This window comes from Streptomyces litmocidini, assembly GCF_014649755.1.
In the GTDB taxonomy this organism is placed as follows: domain Bacteria; phylum Actinomycetota; class Actinomycetes; order Streptomycetales; family Streptomycetaceae; genus Streptomyces; species Streptomyces litmocidini.
The window spans coordinates 205,738-230,362 of record NZ_BMTQ01000001.1 but is presented as its reverse complement, the minus strand read 5'-3'; the positions used below and the strand labels follow the sequence as shown (position 1 = coordinate 230,362).

Genomic DNA, 24,625 nt, shown 5'->3' with positions numbered 1-24,625 from the left:
GCCCCAGACGTGGCGCGATGTCGCCCATGGGACCGGCGGGCGGAGCGGGCTCGTCGGGGTCCCGGGAGGGGGCGGCGGCGGTCGCGGTGGCGAAGTTCTGACGGTGGCCGACGAAGGCCTGCCCGGAGGGCGGCGCCAAGGCGTGCGAGCCCGACGGTGTCGCCGCCGGAAGCGCCACGGCCGAGAGCGACCGCACCCACGGGCGACCGCGCCCATGGGCGGGCCCGCCCGCAGGCGGTCCCGCCACTCGACTCAACAGCCCCAGAAGTACACGCAGGATCCCAAACACCCCAGGGGGCCCCAAGCCCCCCGGCGCCCCTTCCGGGGGCTGTGTGCTGCCCGAATCTGGGCAGAGGGAGGCGCGATGAGCCCTGAACTCCCCGCATAACGAACAGAGTTCACCGACCTTCGGGCAACACATGGTCAAATTCTTGTTGCAGACCTGTCAAACAGACGACTTCGCTGGCACGCTCACAGCCGCACCACCCACCCCCACGATCCCCACGCTTTTCAGCGAAGGAGCCCGCGTGACCCGCCAGCAGTCTTCGTCCCGCCGTACCACCGCCCGAGCCGCCGCGCTGATCGCATCGGCCGCCATGGTCGTCGTCGGCGTCCAGACCGGCTCCGCCAACGCCGACGCCCAGCGCACCGCCGACGCCGTGGCGGTCCAGCCGGCCGGCGCCCAGCGCGCCGCCGCCATCCACGAGGCGCAGGGCGAGGCGGCCGCCACCGCCCGGGCCATCGGCCTGCAGGCCCAGGAGAAGCTGGTCGTCCGGGACGTCATCAAGGACGCGGACGGCACCGTGCACACGCGCTACGAGCGCACCTACGAGGGTCTCCCGGTCCTCGGTGGCGACCTGGTCGTCCACCAGAAGAAGTCGGGCGCCCGCTCCACCACCAAGGCGACCTCGGCCCGCATATCCGTGGCCAGCACGACGCCCGCCGTCGAGCGCGCCGCCGCCGACAAGGCCGCCCTCGCCTCCGCCGCCAACACGAACGAGGCCGTCGCCTCCGCCCGCAAGGTGATCTGGGCGGCCACCGGCAAGCCGGTCCTCGCCTGGGAGACCTACGTCACCGGCGTCCAGAAGGACGGCACGCCGAGCCGCCGCCAGGTCATCACCGACGCCACCACGGGCAAGGAGCTGTTCTCCACCGAGACGATCGAGACCGGCGTCGGCAACACCATGTACGCCGGCCAGGTCACCCTCGGCACCTCGGGCTCGTACACCCTCACCGACGCCACGCGCGGCGGCCACAAGACGTACGACCTGAAGGGCGCCACGTCCGGCCAGGGCACGCTCTTCACCAACTCCACGGACACCTGGGGCAACGGCCTCGCGAGCAACCGCGAGACGGCCGCCGCGGACGCCCACTACGGCGCGGCGGTGACCTGGGACTTCTACAAGAACGAGCTCGGCCGCCTCGGCATCCGCGGCGACGGCGTCGCCGCCTACTCCCGCGTCCACTACGGCAGCGCGTACGTCAACGCGTTCTGGGACGACTCCTGCTTCTGCATGACCTACGGCGACGGCATCAACAACACCCACCCGCTCACGTCCCTCGACGTGGCCGGCCACGAGATGTCCCACGGCCTGACCTCCTCCACCGCCAACCTCCGCTACAGCGGCGAGTCCGGCGGCCTGAACGAGGCGACCTCCGACATCCTCGGCACCTCGGTCGAGTGGTACGCCAACAACTCCTCCGACGCGGGCGACTACCTCATCGGCGAGAAGATCGACATCAACGGCAACGGCACGCCGCTCCGTTACATGGACAAGCCCAGCAAGGACGGCAGCTCCGCCGACTACTGGTCGAAGTCGGTCGGCCGCCTGAACGTCCACTACTCCTCGGGCCCGGCCAACCACTTCTTCTACCTGCTCTCCGAGGGCAGCGGCACGAAGACCATCAACGGCGTCACCTACAGCTCGCCGACCTACGACGGCTCCACGGTCACGGGCATCGGCCGCCAGGCCGCGTACAAGATCTGGTACAAGGCCCTCTCCACCTACATGACCTCCACCACCGGCTACGCGGGCGCCCGCACGGCCACCCTCTCGGCCGCCGCCGACCTCTACGGCGCCAGCAGCACCCAGTACAACGCGGTCGCCTCCGCCTGGTCCGCGATCAACGTCAAGTAACCCCACCTGACACAGACGGAGGGCCCCGCCCCGGCACACCCGCCGGGACGGGGCCCTCCGCCCGTCACCCCGCCCCGCGAGCCGTGCTCCCCCACGAGCCGGAACGGAGCGACGGGAACAAGGCGCCGGGACGAGAACCAGAGGGCGACCCACCGACCCCCACAACCCCCTGGACCCACCGGGGCCCTTGGCCGTCCCTCCGGCCGCCTCGCGCCGACGCCCCGGGATCCCACCGCGAACGGGCAGCGGCCCCGTCACGCGACCGCTCGTCCCGGCACGCACCCGCACATGCAACAAGACCCCGCGTCCAGCGTTTCCGCTGACCACGGGGTCTCTTGGCACTTCCTGCGAAGTGCCCCCGGCAGGATTCGAACCTGCGCACACGGCTCCGGAGGGCATGGTTCAGTGGCGCCGGATAGCCGCTATGACCTGCACATTTCTGCCTTCTGGGCGGCGGACAGGACGACCTCACTCGCCACTCACTCGGAGGGGCGACCGAGGAGCGCTGTGGATGTACCACGGAGGGGGCTGTCGAACCGAGACGCTCAGCTGCTGTCGTCCCTGCGCCGGCTCAGGTTGGCGACTTTAGTGACGACTCGGAGTGTGGCGACCGCCCGGTGGTGCTCCTGCCAGATCGCTTCCAACTCCTTGTCGGCGAGCTCGGCATGGGAGAACCCATCCGGGATGTCGTCCGACACACGGAAGGCGTCAGGGCCACCATGGGATGCGATGAAGTCTTCGGCGATCTGGACGAACGTCGGCTTGTAGTGGTCGACGTGCGAATCGTGCTTGGAGGCGATCGGCATGCCGGAGATCGCACAAGTAACAGGACCTGCCATGAACGCGGCGTCTCGGTGAGCGATCACCTGGTCCTTTACCGCCCGCCGTAAGCAACCCAGGACCTTCTGCCGCTGGGTGGGGGCCTTCAGGCAGGTGTTCCAGGAGAAGTCGATGGCGGTTCCGTCCACGCGCATCACGGCGAAGCCGTACGTGCCATGCTCGTCGTTGCGAATCACTGTGAACCCAGTGATGCCGTGACCCTTCTTGAACTCGTAGTCGGGGTGGAGGGTCAGCAGGTCACGAAGGAACTGATCATCGTCCTCTCCAGCGACTTGCGCCTGACCCAAGTAGCGGTCTCGGATCGCGCGGCAGCGGTCCCGAACCGCTTCCTTCGTCCGGAAGTGCGTGTCTCCCACCCAGATGCCCCTCGGCACAAGACCCTCCCCTGGTCGCTTGATCGTCGTCGCCATCCTGCGTTGCGGAAGTAGGCGAGCGTGAGCGATTTCAAGCCCCGCTTCCTACCTGAAGCTGAACGTCCGGAGTTGGGAGCGGCTGCCAGGGAGGCGGCTTTAGAACTCGTTTCCTTTGACGGGTTTGCTCGTTGCGCTGGGCGTGGCGAGCAAACCCGTCAAAGGAAAAGAGTTCTAGGTATGTACGTGTCCTGCCGTCTCCTCCGGGACGCATCGGAAGCTAACTGAGACCTAGATCACAAGTGCCTCAAAAGTTGGTGTGAGGTAGCAGGTGGGGCCGGTAGCATGCCTCAAACTCCCGCGCCCCTACCCGCTGGAGGGGTCCGCACCTTGAACCGCCGAACAGGCTTGAGCCTTAAAGGAATGGGAAATGAGACCGCCTAAGCTCCCCGAAGATTCCGAGCTCCTGAAGCTTGAAGCGGCGGGTTTCACCCATGCGGAAATCGGCGCCCAGTTCGGCGTCAGTCGGCAAGCCGTTACAAAGCGTTTCAATGCTATGGGTAGATATGCCAGGCAGGAATACCGGAATGTCACGCCAATACTTCCGTGGGACCTCGCAACTCATCCGGCCAAGGGTGCAATCAGTAAAGACCATTCGATGATGGGCCTTCGGGCCTTTCTGCGTCAGCGTATGAACAGCAAGGTGACGGCACGATCAGAGCTGGCCCTTCGTAGTTTCTGGACTCACGTCCAGGCTGGGGAAGTTTTGGATTTGGACCCAGTCCAAGGCCTCCGATGGGTGAGAAGAGATGATAAAAGAGACGGCTCACTCGTTATCCGGTGGCCGGAGGGCGTCCCGCAGGACGAGCGGACGGAGCTGTTCCGATTTCATGCGCCTCAGAGTGCGACTGCACAGGAAGGTGCCCCGAAGTGCAAAAGCGGACATTAAGGCCTCGCTTTACTTGGTGAGTCGTCGGTAGTTGATGAGGCTGGTGGTGGCCGCGAATGCCAGGAAGTGTTCCGGCTTGCGTTCATGGCGGCGGTGGAGCGGGCAGCGGCCGGAGAGCGGTGGATGGGAATAATGTCGCGGGGTGAAGTGTGTCGAAAAAAAAGAAAGTTAGATTCGCCTTCACTATTCGAGATGGGGGGAATCGAGGGCTGACGAGCGGTTCCCTTCGCGTGTGGACGAGTAGGGAAGATACGTACATCACCTTCGCATCCCTGGGGGGTATTTGGAAGGCTTCGCTCCACGGTGAAGTCGCCTGGCGAATAGCTGTGACTTCTGAACACCTTAAGAGTGAAAACCCTGTATGGCCCTCAGGGGTGGACCGTGCACCGTGGAAATTTTCACCCACTGCATGGGAGGATGGCCGGCGTCTCGCTTTCGTGGTTGCCGTATTCCGAGGGGCGCTAATGCCTGCTCCTATCGATTCCAATGATGTGCATATTGCTGTCGAGGATAGATGGGACCAAATTACAATGGCTCAGATTTGGATGACTGAGCCTGAGGTTGCCTTGCCGGATGGTGTACGTCTAATCGGAGGGCCCATGCCTTTGGTGAGTGGCCGGAATGTTTGGGTAACTGCAGAGACGCAAGAAGTGCCTGGAGAGGAAGAGGGGAGGGTGGCTAGTGGGATCATGGCTCAAGCCTTGCTTCCTGGGACGCATGATGTTTCCGCCCCCGGCCTACTTTTGCGAGGCGTGCATGTCGAATAACCCCTGTCCCGTAAAGATCTTCGAGTCTGTGTGACTCTGACCCACTGCTGAAAGATCTCAAGGTGGCGAGAGGGTCTTGAACTGGCATCCTTGGCTGTGGCTTGCTGGTCGGGGCAGGGGAGGGCGAGATACAGCTGACCTCGACCGTCGCTGTGAGGCCCAGGTAGTCAGCGAAGCTAGGACGCGATCGTGGTCAAGGAGGAGTGCGTGCCGGGCACCAACCCACGCGGGACATACCAGGTGATCGCTCAGGCGTTGAGGGAGCGGATCGTCGCTGGTGTCTATGAAGGTGGCTTGCCCTCCGAAGCTGCGATCGGGCAGGAGTTCAGCGTGGCGCGGACGACTGTGCGGCGAGCGCTGCGGGCTCTCGAAGAGGCCGGAGACGTTAAGGCTGTTGCTGGGGTTGGGCGCACAGTGGCCGGCGGTGTCGATGTCGCGCCGTACGAGCGGATCGTGAACGACTTGCTGGAGCAGATCCGAAGCGGTGCCCTTCCGGTCGGCGCCCAACTGCCGAGCGAAGCGCAGTTGGCCGGTCAGTACGGGGTCGCTCGTGGGACCGTCCGCCGCGCGGTCCGTGAACTGGAGACTTCTGGGCATGTTGAAGCTCGGCACGGCGTAGGGCGGTTCGTCAGCTCACCTTCCTGAGCGCACACATTCTTCGGAGGCACTCGATATGCAGTTGAGCAAGTGGGCCTACGACCTCGCAGAGTCGTTGCTCGCCGAGAATCTGCCTCAGCGGTGGGCCCACTCTCGGCGCGTCTACGACCAAGCACTCTCACTGGCGCCTGCTCTTGGGGCTGACGCCGAGCTTTTGGCTGCTGCAGCCATTACGCACGACGTCGGATACGCCAGGTCGGCTGTGGACACCGGGCAGCACATGATCGATGGCGCCCGGTATTTGCGCGATGTGATTGGAGCCGATCCGCGGCTCTGCAGCATCGTCGCCTTCCATACCTCCTCGCCATGGGAGGCATCGGAGCTGGGGCTCGATGAGGCGCTTGCCGAGTTCGGCCCTGCCGAACCTGAGCTGGTGGACGCGATCACGTACTGCGATCTGACCAGCAGTCCGGTCGGTGAACTGGTTGACCCGGCCCACAGGCTTGCGGAGGTGCTGGAGCGCTACGGGCCGGAGCACGTCGTCTTCCGAGCAGTCTCGGCGGCCCGGCCAGAACTGTTGGAGAGGGTCGCACGCGTGCGAGACCGGAAGGCCGAGGCCGCAGCGGCGCGGCTCAGCTAATCACGGGGATCGGCACATTTCGGAAGCCTTCCTCCAGGCGCCGGCGCGTGGTCGGAGAGACATCGAGGGCATCCAGTTCTGACCGTGGAACCCACCGGACCTCGAAGGACTCCGAGCTCACCGTGATCTCACCCCCGACCGGGCGGGCCCGGAAGCAGAGCGAGAACTCCTGACGGACCTCCCCGTCTGTGAAGGCGATGACATGGCCTGGATCGGTGAAGATGCCGACCAGGCCGACCACCTCCACCTGGATCCCTGTTTCCTCCAGGACCTCGCGCACGACCGTCCCGGCGATGTTCTCGCCGATCTCTTGGACGCCACCCGGCATGCCCCAACGCCCGTTATCGGAGCGACGTTCGAGGAGGACCTCGCCCGCGTCGTTCACTACGAAGGCTGTCACTGCCGGGACGATGCTGTTCGCCTTCGGGGCAGCAGGGTCATTGAAGTAGTCGGTGCGGCGACTCATGAGGTCCTTTCGATGGGGACGGCTTCTTCCCACACCTTCTCGAAGCTCTGTTGGTACGTCGAGACCAGTTCAGCCCCGGCCACACGGCGCAGATGCAGAACAGGGGCCAGGGGTGCGCTGACGCCGTAGACCTGAGTGTTGACGAGCCACTCATCGTCCGCGCGGTACAGGGAGTTGTGAAGCGTTGACCGATGCATTCGGAACTCGATCTCAGGTACTGAGTAGAGCGGACGGTAGAGTTTCATCACCTCGCGGACCTTGTAGGCGACGCCCTCCCCGATCTCCTCTTCTTCGCCCCGACGCTGGATCTCGGGGCTATCGGGATCGCCCAGCAGGATGCGTGCGCGGACGCCGGAAGCCGCCTTCAGGCGGAGCAACTGGGACCATCGTGGATTCTCGGCGAGGAACACGCCGGCGTGGACGAGCACGCCTATCTCGCGCTCGGCCCGGCCGAACAACTCCAACCACAGCTCCGGCGGAACGTACGAGCGATGCGGGTAGACCTTGAGAACCTCGGCGTCAGCTGCGTCTTTGCGTTGACCGTCGGGGAGGCCGTTCGGCCAAAGGTACGCCTCGTCCTCACGTAGATAAGCCGCTATTGCGAGGCGATGGCGTCGGTACGGGGACCGCCCTTGGGAGATCCACCGCTCCACCGTCTTGGGGTCCACACCTGTGTGTTCCGCCATGGCATCGACCGTGATGCCGCGAGTCAGCATCGCCGACCTTAACCGCTCGTTCGCCATCCCACCCCCAGGGACGTCCAGGGACGTACTCGACTCTCCGAACGCTATCGAGGACGTCCCAAGTCGTCCAGGGACGTGGTGACTTCGTCCCGAGGCGTCGGGCCACTCTGATGTCACGCCCCAGGAGGGCCCGATAGCAACGAACGACTTGACAGCCGCAATCGGACGCTCCATCGTGAGATACACGTTCAAGCATGTATCTCATGCGGAGCGAGGGACGGTTACTGCCGTCCTGAACTGCACTGACGTGCGCCCGGAGGGTCCGAGAGGGCTCGAAGGAAGTGCTCGTTCCTTGACAACTGAATGGGGATCACGCCGCCTCTCCTCGGCCAAGTAGGCGGCCACGCGGACTCCGCGTGAAGAACAGCGCCACCCCATCCCTCCGCGGTTTCAGCCGCGGCCGGTTGCCTCCCTCGCCTGTCCGGGCCCCGCATGGGGTGCCGTACGGGCGAGGCCGAGGGGAGCCGGAGCATTCCGACCCCACCGCACTGGAGCGGCTGCCTCTCACCACGGACCGAGGCCGCACCGGTGTCCCTTCGACAGAAGCAGGAGCGATCAGCCATGCGTACGTACATCGGCGGCCATCAGGCCGTCAGCGCCAACGACTTCGTGGAACTCGCCCTCGGCACCCCGGTGGAACTGTGGCTCGGGGTGGAGGGCGAGAGCGAGGAGGAGCGCGCGGCGCGTCTGGACGCGGCGCGGGACATCCTCGCGGACAACCCGAACCTGCCGGACGAGGTGAGCCGGGTCGCCGCCGAGGCGATCGAGGCGTTCGCGCCGGAGCTGTTCAACGTCCTCCCGCTGGTACGGCCGGCGGTCCGCCGCTCCCGTTCCCGGAAGGGGGCGGCGGCATGAGCGCGCGGGTGCCCTGGGGCTCGGAGCTGGTTCTCGTCTGGCTCGGCTCGCTGATCGTGGTGGGCAGTGCCGCGGGCGCTGTTGCGGTCCATCAGGCGTGGCTGTTCGCCGCGGCGGTTCTCGGGTTCCTCGTCCAGCACATCGGCTGGGCGGTTCGGAACCGGAAGCTCTTCGGCGGTGCGCGATGACGACCGCGATCACCAACGAGCGGTCGGCGGTGCCGCCGCTGACACGTCCGGAGATGGGCCTTGCTGGTGTCGGCGCGCTCGCCGCCGCCGGCGTCGGAGCCCTCGGGCTCATCTCCTCCTTCGACGCTGTGTCGGCTGCCGCGCTGCGGTGGGGCTTCGGCGAGCCGTGGATGCTGCCGGTCGGCATCGACGTGGCCATTCCGGTGTTCACGGTGGCCAACCTTCTGCTGATCCGGATGGACATGGCCCTCGCGTGGGTGCGGTTCGTGCCCTGGGTCCTGACCCTGATCACCTGCGGCCTGAACGTGGCCGCCGGGCACGGCATGTGGGCCAAGCTCGCCCACGGCACGATGCCGCTGCTGTGGGTGGTGTTCTCCGAGATCGGCGCCCACATCTACGCCGTACGGATCGGGGCCGCGACCGGCCGTCGGATGGACAAGATCCGGGCCTCGCGGTGGTTGCTGGCCTTCCCCTCCACCTTCTCGCTGTGGCGCCGGATGACGCTGTGGGAGATCACCTCCTACGCCGATGCGCTCTCCCGTGAGAAGGAGCGGCAGCTCGCCCGCGCCGACCTGCGCGAGACCTACGGATGGCGGTGGCGGTCGAAGACCCCGCGCCGCGAGCGTGTCCTCCTGAGGCTCGGGGAGCTTGCCCCCGACGGGGCTGTGGAGGAGCAGGAGCCCGCCGTGCCCCCCGTGCCGCCGCCGGCCGAGGAGCCGGACGAGCGGAAGCCGCGCAAGCGCACCGCCCGCCAGAAGCCCAAGGGCGCGAAGCCGCCGCGTTCGGCGGAGGAGCTGCTGGCCGAGGCCCGCGAGCTGACCGCCGACTGGCCGTTGGCAGGGATCAACGCCGAGGCGATCCGGACCGCACTGCACTGTTCGGCAGCCAACTCTCGCGTACTGCGTGACGAGTTGCTCGCCGAGCGGGCCAGTCGCCCGGATCTCCATTCCGTCGAGACGAACGACGGCAGCGACACGGACGAGTCCGCCGAGACGGCCGAGGAGGTCGCCGCATGAACACGCTCGCCACGATCCTCGCCGCGACCGGCCCGCTCGCGGCCGGATGGTCCGGCCATGTGCTGTGGCTGCGTCGTCGGCTCCGCACCGCCCGCCGCGATCCGCTGACCGGGCTGCGGACCCGCGAGGGCTTCACCCGCCGGGCCGCCGCGCTCCTGCGCGACGACAGGGCGGTGGTCGTCCTCGCGGACGTCGACCACTTCAAGCAGATCAACGACCGCCACGGTCACGCGGCCGGCGATGCCCTCTTGAAGGCCACCGCCGACCGGCTCGCCCACTACGTCGGCCCGAACGGTGTCGTCGGGCGCCTCGGCGGCGACGAGTTCGCGGCCGTCGTCCTGGACGTCGACGGCACGGTCGCGGACCTCCTCGCCGTCCTTCACGGGGTACTGGCCCGCCCCGCCGACAAGGCCAACCCGCACGTGGCCACCACGGTGTCCCTCGGCTGGGTCCGCGCCGCCGACTTCCCCGGCGAGGACCTCTCTGCGCTCCTCGGCCAGGCCGATGAGGCCATGTACGCGGCCAAGCAGAGCCGCGCCGGGATCAAGGGGGCCCGGCTGGGTCGGCTGCTCTCGGCGGTCACCGGCCGCCGGTCCGGACGCCGAGGAGCTCCGGCCGGGGCACCGGCTGTGGGGGTGGCGGCGTGATGCCGGGCCCGCTCGCCGCCGCCGACCTCTTCCACACCGTGATGGAGGCCGCACAGCACCGCTGTCAGTGCGCCGGCGCGTGCGGACAGCCCCACACGAAGGGCGAGGGGCGCTGCACCCGCGAGCACGGCCGCCACGCGGGCAAGCACAGCGGCCCGGTCCGCCTCATGGCCGCCGCAGCCGATCCGCTCACCACCGAGCTCGCCGCCGCGGCTCTGCCCGCGAGCGAGCTGCGCGCCTGGTGCCCGTCCTGCTTCACCGCCGCGCGCCGGGCCGCCCAGCGCGCCGCTGCGGCGCCCGGCGATGACCAGGGCGGCCTGTTCGACCTGTGAGCCACGGGGTCCGGTCACGACCGACCAAAGCAGCGGCCGGACCCCGCCATCCCTCCCGAGAGAAGGAAGAGTCTCAGTGAAGCACCCCGACGACGAGAACGACTTCTTCGACCGACTCGAAGCCGACATGGCCGCCACCGGGTCGCCCGACTCCGGGGCCGACGTGGTCGACCTCGACAAGGCCCGATCCGCCCGGACCGAGTCGGCCAACTCCACCGCCGACGCGTCGCCCGACTCCCACACGCACGAGTCGGCCGACGAGTCGGGCGACGCGTCGGCCCGCCGGTTGGTCGACGGTCCGGCGCTCGTCGGGCCCGGATACCTCGGCCGACTCGCGGGCGCGAAGCGGCGACGGATCGTCCCGGCGTGGCTGCGGTCGTCGGCCGAACTCAAGACCGCCGCCCGCTGGGTCGCCAGCCACTACACCCACCTCGCCGGGTACCACGCGCTCCGCTCCCCGGTCTACGCCGGGCGCCTCGCCCTCCAGGCCCCGCGTGGGGCCGCGAAGTTCGTCGGCGGCACGATGCGCTGGGTCGCCGACCGCGAGGGCGAGCCCGTCCGACTCGCCGCCGTCCGGCGCGAGGATGCGGCGGAGTACCTGAAGCTGTCCCGACAGCGCGACGGCCGGGTCCGGCTGCGGACCCTGGTCGCCACCCTCGCCGCACTCGTCGGCATGGGCACCGCGCTCGCCCTCTACGTCCTCGCTCCCGGCTGGCTCCAGGTCGTCTCGGTCGGCGCGCTGCTGCTCGCCCTCGGGTCGGCCGGCGGCCAGGCCGACGCTCCGGTCATCAACCGGGCGGTGGAGGTCACCAAGGCGCCCAAGCTCACCAGCGACATCGTCCTGCGTGCGCTGGGGGCGCTGGGCATCCCGGCGATCAACCAGGCGCAGGGCAAGGGCCGGGACGGGTTCACGTTCACTGCCCCGATCACCCGCGACGGGCCCGGCTGGCGTGCGGAGGGGGACCTCCCGTACGGCGTGACCGTCACGGACGTGATCGAGCGTCGCGACAAGCTCGCGTCCGGTCTGCGCCGCCCGCTGGGCTGCGTGTGGCCCGAGGCGGTGCCGGAGGAGCACACCGGGCACCTGGTGCTGTGGGTCGGCGACCAGGACATGTCGACTGCGCGGAAGCCGGTGTGGCCGCTGCTCAAGAGCGGGGCCACGGACCTGTTCAAGCCGGTTGCCTTCGGAACCGACCAGCGCGGTCGCTGGGTGGAGATGACGCTCATGTACATCGCGGCCGTCATCGGCGCGATCCCCCGCATGGGCAAGACGTTCCTCCTGCGGCTGCTGCTCCTGATCGCCGCCCTTGACCCGCGGGCCGAGCTGCACACGTACGACCTCAAGGGCACCGGCGACCTCGACCCGGTGGGCGAGCGCGTCTCGCACCGCCACCGCGCCGGGGACGACGACGAGGACATCGAGTACGCCCTCGCTGACCTGCGGGAACTGCGGGACGAGCTGCGGCGCCGGGCGAAGATGATCCGCTCCCTGCCCCGGGACATCTGCCCGGAGTCGAAGGTCACCAGCGAGCTGGCGAACATGAAGAACCTGGGGCTCCACCCGATCGTCGTCGGCGTGGACGAGTGCCAGGTGTGGTTCGAGCACCCCAAGCACGGGGCGGAGTTCGAGGAGATCTGCACCGACCTGGTCAAGCGCGGCCCCGCCACCGGCATCGTGCTGCTGCTCGCCACCCAGCGCCCCGACGCCAAGGCCCTGCCGACCGGCATTAGCGCGAACGCCTCGGCCCGGTTCTGCCTGAAGGTCATGGGCCAGCTGGAGAACGACATGGTCCTCGGCACGTCCTCCTACAAGCGAGGCGTGCGGGCCACGATGTTCTCCTGGAAGGACAAGGGCATCCACTACTTCGTCGGCGAAGGAGCGGACGCCCGGATCGTCTCCTCCGTCTATGTCGACGCCCCCACCGCCGAGACCATCGGCCTGCGGGCACGCAAGCTCCGCGAACAGGCCGACACTCTCTCCGGCCACGCGCTGGGGGAGTCGTTCGAGACCGCCGAGACCAGCGCGTACGACCTGCTGCGCGACATCCTCGCCGTCGTTCCCGCCGAGGAGCCCAAGGTCTGGTCCGAAGTCGTCGTGGCCCGGCTCGCCGAGCTGCGCCCCGATGTCTACGGCGGCTGGGACCCCGAGGGGCTGGCCGCCGCCCTCAAGCCGCACGGCATCTCCACCACCCAGGTGTGGGGCAAGACCGAGAGCGGCAAGGGCGCCAACCGGCGCGGCATCGAGCGCTCCCGCATCTCCGATGCCATCACGGACCGTGACGGAAGCCGGGACGCGAGCTGACATGGATCGCCGCTAGACCTAGCAGCAAGCCCCGCTAGGTCTAGCGGCACCGCTAGCACCCCATACCGCATCTGATCAGCGCGCTAGTTCCTAGCGGGCTGACCTGCGCATACCCCGAAAACCGCCGGAGAGGCCCACGATGACCCCCTTTCTCGCCGCTAGCGCACTCCTACTCGCCGTCACGCTCGGTTACATCTCCCTGTGTGCGGCCTTGCCGTTCGGCAACTGCCGCAAGTGCAACGGACTCGGCTTCGCTCTCACGACGGACCGCAAGGGCAAGCCCAAGCGCGGCAAGACCTGCCGCCGCTGCAAGGGCCACGGCATCCGCATCCGCGTCGGCCGCCACCTGTTCAACATCGCCGCTCGCGTCCACCGCGACGGCACCCGCTGACCTCGCAACGACAGGAGCCTGACATGAACTTCGAGATCTCCGCCGTCCTGCTCTTCGGCGCCGCGTCTGCCTTCGCCGTCAAGAGCAAGTCCTCCGGCGCCGGCGCCGCCATCGTGCTCTTCCTCTTCGGGTTCTTCGCCGCCGGGACCGGCGCGTACGAGCCGATCGCCAACCTCGTCCAGTCCTCCGCCACGGCCCTCTCCGACCTCGCCAACTAGCCGAAGGAGCCCGCGATGAACGAACCGATCACCGCCCCGCACTGGCTCATCACGGCCACGCCGAAGGTGGCCCCCGCCCTCGCCACGTCCACGGTCCTGGTCCTGGGCCGGATCTGGAACGCCAACGGCGCCGAACACTCCGTCGGCAACGCCATCCTGATGGTCGTCCTCGCCGCCGGAGCCGCCACGGCCGGCGCCTTCGCCGCGGCCGGACACCGCGGAGACAGCACCCTCGCCGGAACCGCGTTCGCGACCTCGGGCGGCCTCGCCTTCGCCGGGGTCGCCGGGTACGCCGACGGACTGTCCCTTCCGCTCCTGCTGTGGGTGCTCGCCACCGCCGTCGCCTACGGCCTCGCCGCCCGCTACTGGCGCACCGCCCGCCGCGAGACCACCGCCTACGAGCGCCGCACCGTCGAGCGGCGCGAGGACCACGCCCACATCGAGCGCGTGGAAGCCCTGCGCGCCGGAGCCCAGATCGAGGCCGCCCGCACCGGCGCCCTCTACGCCGAGCAGCTCGCCACCGCCCTGCTCACGCGCGCGGCCCTGCCTGGCTTCGACCCGCAGACCCTCACCCGCGCCGGACTGCCCGAACTCCCCGCCACCGAGACCAACAAGGAGCACTGACCCATGTTCGAGATCCGCGTCATCTGCGACCCCGACGACACCGACCAGGTGACCGCCGCGCTCGGCGGCGCCTTCACCACCGGCGCCGTACGCCAGTACGCCACCCGCGACGGCAAGCGCGAGCGCCTCTACCTCACCGCCGACCTCCGGGCCGAGCGGTGGCCGACGCCCGAGGAGGCCTACGCGCTCGCCCCGAGCATCATCAGTGAGGTCGGTTGGACCGCCGGCACCGCGGCCGACAAGCCGTTCGGCAAGGGCCTCGGCCGCGAGTTCTGGCTCCGTAAGGCCGCGCTCCTGGACCGCATCGCGCTGGGCGACGAGAGCGAGCGCGTACGCAGCGACGCGGCGGAGATGGCCACCGAGGCGGCCCGTCGGCTCATGGACACCGACGACACCGCGGTCATCTGCGACCCCCGCGCCTACGTCCGCCAGCAGTACGAGCGGTGGCTCAAGCAGAAGTAGCTGTGCCCGGGGCGGTCGCCTCTCACCACAAGACCGCGACCGCCCCGGCTCTCCGTCCCTTCGACAGAAACAGGAGAAACCCCAGCATGACACCTGAGCCCGCCCATGGGCAGTACGCCCCCGTGGTGCCGCTGCACAGCGTGCCCGACGGCACGGAGCGGATGGCACCGCACGACCGGGAAGCCGAACAGGCCGTCGTCGGCGCGCTCATGCTCGCGCCCGGCGTCATCGGCGACGTGAACGGCTCGATGGACCCGGCCGACCACTACGTGCCCGCCCACGAGACGATCCACCGCGCGATCCTCGCCCTGCACGCCCAGGGACAGCCCGTCGACCCGATCACCCTCGGGCACCACCTGGAGCAGACCGGCGAACTCGTCCGCGTGGGCGGCCGGCCCTACCTCCACACCCTCATCCAGGCCGTGCCCTCCACGGCCAACGCGACCTACTACGCCGAGATCGTCCACGACCTCGCCCGGCGCCGCCGGAGCATCGAGGTCGGCACCCGCATCGTCCAGGCCGGCATGTCGGCCGAGGCCACCGAGGACGACCTCCGCGAGGCCCTCGCGCTCGGCGCCGCGACCATCCCGGCCGCATGGCCGGAGCCGATCCCGCTGGACCGGCAGCCGAAGCTGCCGCCGTTCCCCGTCCACGCCCTCCCCGACTGGGTCTCGGACTTCGTCGTCGCGCTCGCCGAGGAGACCCAGACCCCGGTGGACCTCGCGGGCGCCCTCGCGCTCTCCGTCCTCGCGACCGCGGCCGGCGGCCGGGCCGTCGTCCAGGTACGTGGGCGGTGGCGCGAACCCACGAACCTCTTCGTCGTCGTCGCCCTCGGCCCGGCCAACCGGAAGTCCGCCGTCTTCGCCGCCATGACCGCCCCGCTCTACGAGGCGGAGAACACGCTCGTGGAGGGTTCCAACCTCACCATCGTGGAGGCCGAGGTCACCGCCCGCATGGCGCGCGAGGCCGCCGACAAGGCCGCCGCTCAAGCCGCCAAGGCCGAGGGCCCCGAGCGGGACAACCTGGTGGCCGAGGCGATCGGCCTCGCCCAGACCGCCGAGTCCCTGACCGTGCCGCCGCGCCCGCGACTCCTCGCCGACGACGCCACCCCCGAGACCGTCACCACCCTGCTCGCCGAGCAGGGCGGCCGGCTCGCGGTCATGTCCGCCGAGGGCGGCATCTTCGACATCATCGCCGGGCGGTACTCCGGTGTGCCCAACATGGAGGTCTTCCTCAAGGGCCATGCCGGCGATCGGCTGCGCGTCGACCGCCGGACCCGACAGGAGTTCATCGAGGCCCCCGCGCTCACCATGGGGCTCGCCGTCCAGCCCAGCGTCCTGGAGGACATCGGCAAGAACCGCGGCTTCGACGGCCGCGGTCTGCTCGCCCGCTTCCTCTACTGCCTGCCGGAATCCCTGGTCGGCTACCGGAAGATCGACCCGGACCCCATCCCGCCCGCCGTTGGTGCGACGTACGAGCGGAACGTCTTCGCTCTCACGCTCAAGCTCGCGGACTGGACCGATCCCCTCGTGGTGCAGGTGAGCCCTGAAGCCGATGTCGCCCTGAAGGCGTACGGCGAGCACCTGGAGCCGCAGCTCCGCACTAAGGGCGGGCGTCTCGGGCACATCGGGAAGTGGGCCGGGAAGCTCGTGGGTGCTGCGGTTCGTATCGCCGGTCTGCTCCACCTCGCCGAGCACATCGACGGCGGTACCAATACCCCGATCAGTGCCGCCACGATGGGCGCGGCGATTGAACTGGCCGACTACTTCACCGCCCACGCCCTGACCGTCTTCGACCTCATGGGCGCCGACGCCACCCTGGCTCGCGCCCGTAGCTTGCTGTCCGTCCTGGAGGACAACGGCTGGGAGAGCGTCAGCCGCCGGGACCTCTTCGCCAAGCTCTCCCGTTCCGAGTTCCCCACCATCGCCGAACTGGAGCCCGCCGTTGCCGTCTTGGAGGAGCACGGTTACCTCCGTAGCGAGACCCCGCCCCGCACCGGCAAACGGGGTCGCCCGCCGGCGCCCCGGTACCTGATTCACCCGAGCGTCCGTGAGCCCAAGACGTGAGCCTCCCCACCTGCCTTCGCATGGGACCCCCGCCGCACAAACCGCAGAATTCGCAGAAACCCCCGGGCGGTCGTGCCCACCTGCGGAAACGGCCCGTCGGCCCGGCAGCCGCAAAAATCTGCGAAACCGCCGCACAAATCCCGTCGCCAGTCTCGCGACGCCCGGCCCTTGGTGCAGCCGTCCATTTCTGCGGCGATTCTCGCGATTTTTGCGGGAGCCACCCACGCACCCCCAACGCCGCAGGTCAGGTCCCGGATTCGCAGGTTTCTGCGGATACTGCGTTTTCTGCGGCGACCCGCCTTGTCTTCGGTAACCAGTCGAGGAGGACCCGTGTCCGCGACGCGTGACGAGATGCTCACGATCCCCCAGGTCGTGAAGGAGATCGGAGTGCCCCGAGCCACCTTCTACCGGTGGCGTCAGCTCAAGAAGGGCCCGAAGGCCATCAAGCTCCCGAACGGCGCGGTCCGCATCCGTCGCTCGGACCTGGAGCGCTGGATCGAGACCCTGGAGGAAGCCGCGTGACCTACCGCAAGACCAGCAACACCCCGGGCGCCCGCAACAGCGGGCGCCCGCCCGTTTCCGGGGACCTGACCCTCTCCACGGACGTACGGGTCTGGAAGGTCAACCAGGTACGGAGCAAGAAGGCTCCGTACCAGATCCGCTGGACGGTCGCCGGAAAGGTGAAGGCTGCCAGCTTCGCCACCGTGGCCCTGGCGGAGAGCCGCCGCTCCGAGCTGTGGCAAGCGATGCGGAAGGGTGAGGCGTTCGACGTGGCGTCCGGGCTGCCGGAGTCGGAGCTCCGGGCGGCTGCCGCGAAGGAGAACGAGAAGCCCGATCCGTCGTGGTGGGACTTTAGCCGCGAGTACATGGCGAGCCGGTGGCGTACGGCGGCGGCGAAGACCCGTGAAGGACTGGCCGACAGCCTGGCCACGGTGGCGCTCGCGATGGTGGAGGGCGGCAAGAAGGCGCCCACGCCGGAGGAGACGCGGCTCGCGATGCGATGGGCGGTTGTACCGGCGCACCAGGACGAGGAGCCGCCGCCGGATCTCGTGGCGGCGTGCACGTGGCTCCGGACCCGGTCGTTGACGCTCTCGGCTCTGACCGACCCCAAGGTGGTGCGGGATGTCCAATACCGGCTTTCGTTCAAGCTGGACGACACCCCGGCAGCGGGGGAGACCTACAAGCGCCGGCGCCGCGGCTTCAACACGGCCATGGAGTACGCCATTGAGTGCGGGTACCTGGAGGAGAACCCGCTCGCGGGAGTGAAGCGTGCGGGGTCCACCAAGGGCGACGTCGTGGACCCCCGTGTCTTGGTCAACGCTGTCCAGGGCGAGCAGCTCCTCACGGCGGTCTCTTACGTGGGATCCGTCCACCGGAACCGTGGGCGCCGACTCGTCGCATTCTTCGCCTGCCAGATGTACGCGGCGATGCGGCCGGCCGAGGCGGTGGGACTTAGGAAGAAGGACTGCTACCTCCCCGAGAAGGGATGGGGGACGCTCACCCTCAAGGAGACCCGGCCGGTGTCCGGCAAGCGGTGGACGGACTCGGGCCAGCGCCACGACAAGCGCGGACTCAAGTCCCGGGAGCCCAAGGCGGACCGCCCCGTCCCGATCCCTCCGACGCTCGTCGCCATGCTCCGCGCGCACATAGCGGAGTTCGGCACGGCGAAGGATGGCCGGCTCTTCGCCAACGAGCGCGGCGCCGTACTCGGGACGTCTAGCTATTGGAGGGTCTGGCAGGAGGCCCGGCCGATCGCGCTCCCGCCAGACAAGGTGGAGTCCCCGCTTGCCCACCGACCGTATGACCTGCGGCACACCTGCATCACGAACTGGCTGAACGCGGGCGTCCCCGTCGCGGAGGTGGCCCGGCGGGCGGGCAACTCACCCGAGGTCATTCACCGCCGGTATGAGGGCTGCATCGACGGCCACGAGGAGCTCAACAACGGGAGGATCGAGAAGGCCATGGGCTGGTAGTGAAGTGCACTTGAGTGTCGCCTTGTGCACGCCGAGATCCTGGGTGTGCGCAAGGCGACGCTACGTCGCCCTTGCCCAATCGTTTAGCTCTTTTGCCGTATCGCGGATGCACCGATCCACCAGCGCGCTGAGCGACCTAAAATCATGCTCTGGAAAGAAGATCGGAACTAGACCAAATAGAGGCGCGCTCAGATTCAGGTCGCCGAGTATCGAATTGATCGGTCCGTAGTGCATGAGGGTGTTTCTGAACCCGCGTGTCGAAGGATGAGTGACTGTCAGGGCCTCGCTGGTTCCGATAATTCTTCCGATTGCCTCTGATGATCTCTGGGAGAGTCCCATGTCTGGCCTTTCCTGAAGTACGCGCAAGCTGGCCAAGACATGGAATAGGGCGATATAGCGGATCTTGAATACGGAGTACTCAAGGGAGAGTGGATCCGCTCCGGCTATGAGTAGCGATGCGATGAAGTTCGTGATCGCTTGGAAGTCTGTGAGTGTTCCGTTTATGTAGGGGGTCTCAGGCCCGTTGAAGCTGCGACCGTAGTGCTTGGCCGCCCGCACATCGCGGTTTCTGAGGGAAGAGTCGGTGGCGTAGCTTGCGAATGTACTCGGTTCTCCAGTGTGTCCTACGGCTCCGAGCGCGACGAGGCAACGACCCATCTGATGCAAAATCGACTGCATTACTGGTGCGATGCCTTCTCGGAGGAGGCGGCTCGACGGGACGCCGAGATGAAAGGTTGCTGAGTGGGTTGTGGTGACGATCTGGCCTTCGTAGGTGAAGACTCCTAGGTCGGTTTCAAGGAATCGGGCAAGTGGAAGCCAGGTGTTGCCGAGGAAGAATTTTGAATGCTCCCTCATGATGTCTTGCTCGAAATGTGTCAGCTGTCGATCGATGCCCCCGTTTGTGTCGGTGAACAACTTCAGGCTGTGGCGCGCTCTGCCACATACCTCGTTGGCGTCATCAGACAGAGTGATTTCTGTTGATGAGGAGAGAAGGTTGCGCTTCCTCATCGCTTCGTAAATCACCAGAGACATGAAGGGGGCAACGCAGAGGGAGCCGATGCTCATGATCCCGGGGTTCGGGAGATCGTTCAGTTCGCTGTACACGCGACCCATGTAAGTGGCGTCTAGCGTGACGCCGGCTTCTACTACTTCTGCTTTGGTCGGCAAGGCCCCTCCTGAGCAACACTTGCCATGAAGATGCTCGCCGCCCTCTCGCTGCGCAACTGCCTTTCAGGGCGCACCTGTCCCGGAGCGACTGCGGCTACGTGAGTGCGACACCTCCGGTCCGTGCTCCGCAGGGGCCTGGAACCTGGGGGGCTTGGGCTGCCTCCACGGCTCACTCGCTACTCACTCGCGATCAGTGACACACAACGACAGAGACCCGGACTCAGTGGGACTGAGTCCGGGTCTCTGTGTCTAGCAATCTCGCTGGTCAGCGGCTTGATCGCGCTGTCCGAGCTGGAGTGCCCCCGGCAGGATTCGAACCTGCGCACACGGCTCCGGAGGCCGTTGCTCTATCCCCTGAGCTACGGGGGCGTCCGCCGTGTTTCGCGGCGACGGGTAGAACCCTACCAGCTCTTCCGGCGTGCCTGTGAACAGGTATTTCCGGGGCGTCACCGGGGGTCCGTCCCCCGCACGGGTCAGAAGTGGGTAAAACCCGGACGCGGCCGTGGGGGGCGGCCTACTCTCGTTCGTGTGTCAGGCGTGTCCGGTCGGGTGCTCGTTGTCGATGACAACAAGGTGATCCGTCAGTTGATCAGGGTCAATCTCGAACTCGAGGGGTTCGAGGTCGTGACCGCGGCCGATGGTGCCGAGTGTCTGGATGTCGTGCATCAGGTCTGTCCTGATGTCGTCACCCTGGACGTCGTCATGCCCCGCTTGGACGGGATCAAGACGGCCGAGCGGCTGCGTTCCGACCCGCGGACCAGTCATCTGCCGGTGGCGATCATCAGCGCCTGCGGCGAGCGCGAGGTCGGTGGGGTCGGTTCCGGGGTCGACGCCTTTCTCGCCAAGCCCTTCGAGCCCTCGGAGCTCGTGCGCGTGGTGCGGCAGTTGATGCACCGCGAGCGGCGGGAGCGTCCCGAGGCGGCCGGTCCCGACGGGGGAGAGGAACCTGCCGCAGTCGAGGGGCGGCAGGAACAGCAGGACGGCCGGTGTGCCGATGTGCCGGGAGCGCGCGCCAGGTGATCTGAGGTCGCGGTCCCGCATGGCGAAACCGGTTCGCGTTCCGACCCCCCTCCTCCCCTAGGCTGGTCCCGTGACCCCCGCGGACCTCTCCCTCACCGTGCAGCACGCCGTGCGCCGTGCGGTCGACGACGGTGCGCTGCGGGTCGACGTCCCCTCCCGCGTGAAGGTGGAGCGGGCCCGGCCCGGGGGCACCGGGGAGTACGCCAGCAGCGTCGCCCTCAGCCTCGCCCGGCCCGCGGGGCGCGCCCCCCTCGACGTCGCGGAGGTCCTTCGGGAGCGGCTCCTCGAGAGCCCCGGGATCCTCGCCGTCGACATCACCGGGCCCGGGTTCTTGAACTTCACCCTCCGCCGTGACGCGGGTGGCGATCTCGTACGGGCGATTCGGGACGCCGGGGGCGCGTACGGGTACGGCACCGCCCTCGCCGGGAGTGCGGTGCGGTTCGCCGAGCCGGCGCCCGGGCGCGCCTCGGTCGTGACCGGGGTCGTCCTGCGGCTGCTCCGGAGCCAGGGGGCCGACGCCTCCTTCGGCGGGGACGAGCGGATCCCCGTGAGGGGCGGGGAGTACCGGCCCGATCTCTTCGGCGTCGACGCGGGGCGGTGGGCTCTGCTGCGGGCCGCGGGCCACGATCGGGTTCTCGACGGGGCCTCCCTCCTCGTCCAGCACGAGCGCAATCCCCTCTTCCGCGTGCGGTACGCCCACGCCCGCGTCCAGCGGCTGCTCGTCAACGCGTCGCAGCTCGGTTTCACGCCCTCGTACGACGCCGACGTCCACGCACCCGAGCTTCTCGGCGTCCTCGGCGACCACCCCGTCGTCCTCCTTTCCGCCGCCCGCCACCGCGCCCCCGACCGGGTCGCCCGGCACCTGGAAGCCACCGCCGACGCGCTGCTCGCGTTCCAGCACACCGTGCTGCCGCTCGGCGACGAGAAACCCTCGGCCGCCCACCGCTCCCGGCTCGCGCTCGCCGAAGCCGCCGGGACGGTGCTCGCCGGTGGCCTGTCCCTGCTCGGCATCAGCGCACCCGACCAGATCTGAAAGAGCCAGTCGTCATGAGCCGTTCCGCCCACCCCGCCGGGCCCCGTCACGCCGATGTCCTGCCCGAGGGGCACTACACCGCTCCGCCCGCCGATCTCAACCGGCTCGATCCCAAGGTCTGGGCCCGGACCGTGAGCCGGGACGAGCGCGGGGTCGTCACCGTCGGGGGGATCGGGGTCGACGCCCTCGCCGAGGAGTTCGGCACGCCCGCCTACTTCCTCGACGAGGAGGACTTCCGCGCCCGCTGCCGCGCCTGGGCCGATGCCTTCGGCAAGGACGCCGACGTCTTCTACGCGGGGAAGGCGTTCCTCTCCCGGGCCGTCGTCCGGTGGCTCAAGGAGGAGGGGCTCAACCTCGACGTGTGTTCCGGAGGGGAGCTGAGCACCGCTCTCTCCGCCGGGATGCCCGCCGAGCGGATCGCCTTCCACGGGAACAACAAGTCCGAGGACGAGATCCGCCGGGCCGTCGAGGCCGGCGTCGGGCGGATCGTGCTCGACTCCTTCCAGGAGATCGTGCGGGTCGCCCACATCGCGCAGGAGCTGGGGAAGCGGCAGCGGGTGCAGATCCGGGTGACCGTCGGCGTCGAGGCGCACACGCACGAGTTCATCGCCACCGCCCACGAGGACCAGAAGTTCGGCATCGCGCTCGCCGGGGGCCAGGCCGCCGAGGCCGTGCGGCGGGCGCTCAGGCTCGACGGCCTCGAGCTCATCGGGATCCACTCCCACATCGGGTCGCAGATCTTCGACATGGCCGGGTTCGAGGTGTCCGCGCGGCGCGTCGTCCAGCTGCTCGCCGAGGTGCGGGACGAGCACGGCGTCGAGCTGCCCGAGATCGACCTCGGGGGCGGGCTCGGCATCGCGTACACCTCCGAGGACGACCCGCGTGAGCCGCACGAGATCGCCAAGGCGCTGAGTGAGATCGTCACGCGGGAGTGCGAGGCCGCGGGGCTGCGGACGCCGCGGATCTCCGTCGAGCCGGGGCGGGCCGTCGTGGGTCCCACCGCCTTCACGCTCTACCGGGTCGGCACCGTCAAGCCGCTCGAAGGGCTGCGGACGTACGTGAGCGTCGACGGCGGCATGTCGGACAACATCCGCACCGCGCTCTACGACGCCGAGTACAGCGTCAGCCTCGTCTCGCGGACCAGCGACGCCGAGCCGATGCTCTCCCGTGTCGTCGGCAAGCACTGCGAGAGCGGCGACATCGTCGTACGGGACGCCTTCCTGCCCTCGGACCTGGCGCCCGGCGACCTCGTCGCCGTGCCGGCCACCGGCGCGTACTGCCGCTCCATGGCCAGCAACTACAACCACGCCCTGCGGCCGCCCGTCGTCGCCGTCCGCGACGGCGAGGCGCGGGTCATCGTGCGACGCGAGACGGAGGAAGATCTCCTGCGTCTCGACGTCGGCTGAGGAAATCGTCGCGTGGTGAAATAGTCGAGTGATGAAATAGATGTCTCAGGATCCGGACGGAGGGCGGAAACCCCCGTCCGGTGAGTGAGACTGGTTCCACCGTAGAAATACGACGACGAAGTAGTACGAGAAACGAGGTCGGATGATGCGTACGCGTCCGCTGAAGGTGGCGCTGCTGGGCTGTGGAGTAGTCGGCTCAGAGGTGGCGCGCATCATGACGACGCACGCCGACGACCTCGCCGCGCGCATCGGCGCGCCGGTCGAGCTCGCCGGCGTGGCGGTCCGCCGGCCCGACAAGGTCCGCGGGGGAGTCCCCGCCGAGCTGATCACCACCGACGCGACCGCCCTGGTCAAACGCGGGGACATCGACGTCGTCGTCGAGGTCATCGGCGGGATCGAGCCGGCCCGCACCCTCATCACCACCGCCTTCGAGCACGGCGCCTCCGTCGTCTCGGCCAACAAGGCGCTGCTGGCCCAGGACGGCGCGAGCCTGTACGCCGCCGCCCAGCAGCACGGGCAGGACCTGTACTACGAGGCCGCCGTCGCCGGCGCCATCCCGCTCATCCGGCCGCTGCGCGAGTCCCTCGCCGGCGACAAGATCAACCGGGTGATGGGCATCGTCAACGGGACGACGAACTTCATCCTCGACAAGATGGACACCTCGGGCGCCGGGTACTCCGAGGCGCTCGACGAGGCCACCGCCCTCGGGTACGCCGAGGCCGACCCCACCGCCGACGTCGAGGGCTTCGACGCCGCCGCCAAGGCCGCCATCCTCGCCGGGATCGCCTTCCACACGCGCGTGCGCCTCGACGACGTCTACCGCGAGGGCATGACCGAGGTCACCGCCGCGGACTTCGCCTCCGCCAAGCAGATGGGCTGCACCATCAAGCTGCTCGCGATCTGCGAGCGGGCCGCCGACGGCGGGTCCGTCACCGCGCGCGTGCACCCCGCGATGATCCCGCTCAGCCATCCGCTCGCCTCCGTCCGCGAGGCGTACAACGCGGTCTTCGTCGAGGCGGAGGCCGCCGGGCAGCTCATGTTCTACGGCCCCGGGGCGGGCGGCTCGCCGACCGCCTCGGCCGTGCTCGGCGACGTCGTCGCCGTCTGCCGCAACCGTCTCAACGAGGCGACGGGCCCCGGCGAGTCCGCGTACACCCAGCTGCCCGTGAGCTCCATGGGCGAGGTCGTCACGCGGTACCACATCAGCCTCGACGTGGCCGACAAGCCGGGCGTCCTCGCCCAGGTCGCGACGGTCTTCGCCGAGCACGGCGTATCCATCGATACGGTGCGCCAGCAGGGCAAGGACGGCGAGGCCTCCCTCGTCGTCGTCACCCACCGCGCGCCCGACGCCGCCCTCTCCGGGACCGTCGAGGCGCTGCGCAAGCTCGACACCGTGCGCGGTGTCGCCAGCATCATGCGTGTTGAAGGGGAGTAA

The 24,625-nt window shown here is 68.6% G+C and carries 24 protein-coding genes, 1 tRNA gene and 1 pseudogene; 20 read left to right on the top strand and 6 right to left on the bottom strand.

The genetic code is table 11. The annotated features are described in order from the left end of the window. Positions 1 to 527: 527 nt before the first annotated feature. Positions 528 to 2,138 (top strand): M4 family metallopeptidase, encoded by a 1,611-nt coding sequence (locus IE180_RS00995; protein WP_373302629.1) that lies wholly within the window; start codon positions 528 to 530, stop codon positions 2,136 to 2,138. Positions 2,139 to 2,683: 545 nt separating this feature from the next. Here the strand turns inward: IE180_RS00995 and IE180_RS00990 are convergent. Together IE180_RS00990 and IE180_RS36105 are read right to left on the bottom strand one after the other, a co-directional pair. Next, entirely contained in the window at positions 2,684 to 3,334 is a 651-nt protein-coding gene (locus IE180_RS00990; RefSeq protein ID WP_190154803.1) for a DCL family protein, read from the bottom strand. 952 nt (positions 3,335 to 4,286) lie between these two features. Continuing rightward, positions 4,287 to 4,394, bottom strand: a pseudogene (locus IE180_RS36105) (IS5/IS1182 family transposase); the annotation flags it as partial. Positions 4,395 to 5,251: 857 nt separating this feature from the next. On the opposite strand from IE180_RS36105, the gene IE180_RS00985 reads away from it, so the two are divergent. Together IE180_RS00985 and IE180_RS00980 are read left to right on the top strand one after the other, a co-directional pair. Beyond that, positions 5,252 to 5,689, top strand: a complete 438-nt coding sequence (locus IE180_RS00985; RefSeq protein ID WP_190154802.1) for a GntR family transcriptional regulator — start codon at positions 5,252 to 5,254, stop codon at positions 5,687 to 5,689. Between the two features lie 28 nt (positions 5,690 to 5,717). Beyond that, positions 5,718 to 6,281, top strand: coding sequence for an HD domain-containing protein (locus IE180_RS00980; protein WP_229860231.1), 564 nt, complete (start codon positions 5,718 to 5,720; stop codon positions 6,279 to 6,281). Here IE180_RS00980 and IE180_RS00975 read toward each other — a convergent pair. Next, complete coding sequence (locus IE180_RS00975) at positions 6,274 to 6,747, bottom strand: NUDIX domain-containing protein (RefSeq protein WP_190154801.1); 474 nt, start codon at positions 6,745 to 6,747, stop codon at positions 6,274 to 6,276. The genes IE180_RS00980 and IE180_RS00975 overlap by 8 nt on opposite strands. After that, entirely contained in the window at positions 6,744 to 7,490 is a 747-nt protein-coding gene (locus IE180_RS00970) for a helix-turn-helix domain-containing protein (RefSeq protein WP_190154800.1), read from the bottom strand. Before IE180_RS00970 ends, IE180_RS00975 begins: the two co-directional genes overlap by 4 nt. Before the next feature lie 561 nt (positions 7,491 to 8,051). Here IE180_RS00970 and IE180_RS00965 point away from each other — a divergent pair. From IE180_RS00965 to IE180_RS00905, 13 genes are all read left to right on the top strand, one after another. Next, a complete protein-coding gene (locus IE180_RS00965; protein WP_190154799.1) occupies positions 8,052 to 8,345 on the top strand; it encodes a hypothetical protein in 294 nt (97 codons plus the stop codon). After that, entirely contained in the window at positions 8,342 to 8,533 is a 192-nt protein-coding gene (locus IE180_RS00960) for a hypothetical protein (RefSeq protein ID WP_190154798.1), read from the top strand. Before IE180_RS00965 ends, IE180_RS00960 begins: the two co-directional genes overlap by 4 nt. After that, complete coding sequence (locus IE180_RS00955) at positions 8,530 to 9,549, top strand: DUF2637 domain-containing protein (protein WP_229860230.1); 1,020 nt, start codon at positions 8,530 to 8,532, stop codon at positions 9,547 to 9,549. The genes IE180_RS00960 and IE180_RS00955 overlap by 4 nt, the downstream gene beginning before the upstream one ends. Next, on the top strand, positions 9,546 to 10,196 hold the full coding sequence (locus IE180_RS00950) for a GGDEF domain-containing protein (protein ID WP_190154797.1): 651 nt from the start codon (positions 9,546 to 9,548) through the stop codon (positions 10,194 to 10,196). The genes IE180_RS00955 and IE180_RS00950 overlap by 4 nt, the downstream gene beginning before the upstream one ends. After that, positions 10,196 to 10,528 carry a hypothetical protein gene (locus IE180_RS00945; protein ID WP_190154796.1) on the top strand — a complete coding sequence of 111 codons (333 nt, stop codon included), beginning with the start codon at positions 10,196 to 10,198 and terminating at the stop codon, positions 10,526 to 10,528. Before IE180_RS00950 ends, IE180_RS00945 begins: the two co-directional genes overlap by 1 nt. A gap of 76 nt (positions 10,529 to 10,604) precedes the next feature. Then, the gene (locus tag IE180_RS00940) at positions 10,605 to 12,830 is read left to right on the top strand and encodes a cell division protein FtsK (protein WP_190154795.1); all 2,226 of its coding nucleotides are present in this window, start codon (positions 10,605 to 10,607) and stop codon (positions 12,828 to 12,830) included. Between the two features lie 139 nt (positions 12,831 to 12,969). After that, positions 12,970 to 13,221, top strand: a complete 252-nt coding sequence (locus IE180_RS00935; protein ID WP_190154794.1) for a hypothetical protein — start codon at positions 12,970 to 12,972, stop codon at positions 13,219 to 13,221. 23 nt (positions 13,222 to 13,244) lie between these two features. Further along, positions 13,245 to 13,439, top strand: coding sequence for a hypothetical protein (locus tag IE180_RS00930; protein ID WP_033206753.1), 195 nt, complete (start codon positions 13,245 to 13,247; stop codon positions 13,437 to 13,439). Positions 13,440 to 13,454: 15 nt separating this feature from the next. Further along, positions 13,455 to 14,063 carry a hypothetical protein gene (locus IE180_RS00925; protein WP_190154793.1) on the top strand — a complete coding sequence of 203 codons (609 nt, stop codon included), beginning with the start codon at positions 13,455 to 13,457 and terminating at the stop codon, positions 14,061 to 14,063. Between the two features lie 3 nt (positions 14,064 to 14,066). Continuing rightward, on the top strand, positions 14,067 to 14,525 hold the full coding sequence (locus IE180_RS00920; protein WP_190154792.1) for a hypothetical protein: 459 nt from the start codon (positions 14,067 to 14,069) through the stop codon (positions 14,523 to 14,525). Positions 14,526 to 14,611: 86 nt separating this feature from the next. Next, positions 14,612 to 16,591, top strand: coding sequence for a YfjI family protein (locus IE180_RS00915; RefSeq protein ID WP_190154791.1), 1,980 nt, complete (start codon positions 14,612 to 14,614; stop codon positions 16,589 to 16,591). Positions 16,592 to 16,921: 330 nt separating this feature from the next. After that, positions 16,922 to 17,113: a helix-turn-helix transcriptional regulator gene (locus IE180_RS00910; RefSeq protein WP_033206761.1), complete on the top strand. Its 192-nt coding sequence runs from the start codon at positions 16,922 to 16,924 to the stop codon at positions 17,111 to 17,113. Then, positions 17,110 to 18,564, top strand: coding sequence for a tyrosine-type recombinase/integrase (locus IE180_RS00905; RefSeq protein WP_190154790.1), 1,455 nt, complete (start codon positions 17,110 to 17,112; stop codon positions 18,562 to 18,564). The genes IE180_RS00910 and IE180_RS00905 overlap by 4 nt, the downstream gene beginning before the upstream one ends. Before the next feature lie 60 nt (positions 18,565 to 18,624). Here the strand turns inward: IE180_RS00905 and IE180_RS00900 are convergent, their stop codons facing one another. Next, entirely contained in the window at positions 18,625 to 19,731 is a 1,107-nt protein-coding gene (locus IE180_RS00900; protein WP_190154789.1) for a hypothetical protein, read from the bottom strand. 297 nt (positions 19,732 to 20,028) lie between these two features. Next, positions 20,029 to 20,100 (bottom strand) — tRNA-Arg (locus IE180_RS00895). Between the two features lie 159 nt (positions 20,101 to 20,259). Between IE180_RS00895 and IE180_RS00890 the strand changes: the two genes are divergently transcribed. The 4 genes from IE180_RS00890 to IE180_RS00875 all read left to right on the top strand — a co-directional run bounded on the left by IE180_RS00890 (position 20,260) and on the right by IE180_RS00875 (position 24,625). Next, positions 20,260 to 20,751, top strand: coding sequence for a response regulator (locus IE180_RS00890; RefSeq protein ID WP_190154788.1), 492 nt, complete (start codon positions 20,260 to 20,262; stop codon positions 20,749 to 20,751). A 70-nt stretch (positions 20,752 to 20,821) separates the two neighbouring features. After that, positions 20,822 to 21,784, top strand: coding sequence for an ArgS-related anticodon-binding protein NrtL (nrtL, locus tag IE180_RS00885; protein WP_190154787.1), 963 nt, complete (start codon positions 20,822 to 20,824; stop codon positions 21,782 to 21,784). A 14-nt stretch (positions 21,785 to 21,798) separates the two neighbouring features. Then, a complete protein-coding gene (lysA, locus tag IE180_RS00880) occupies positions 21,799 to 23,190 on the top strand; it encodes a diaminopimelate decarboxylase (protein ID WP_190154786.1) in 1,392 nt (463 codons plus the stop codon). A 142-nt stretch (positions 23,191 to 23,332) separates the two neighbouring features. Next, the gene (locus IE180_RS00875) at positions 23,333 to 24,625 is read left to right on the top strand and encodes a homoserine dehydrogenase (RefSeq protein ID WP_190154785.1); all 1,293 of its coding nucleotides are present in this window, start codon (positions 23,333 to 23,335) and stop codon (positions 24,623 to 24,625) included.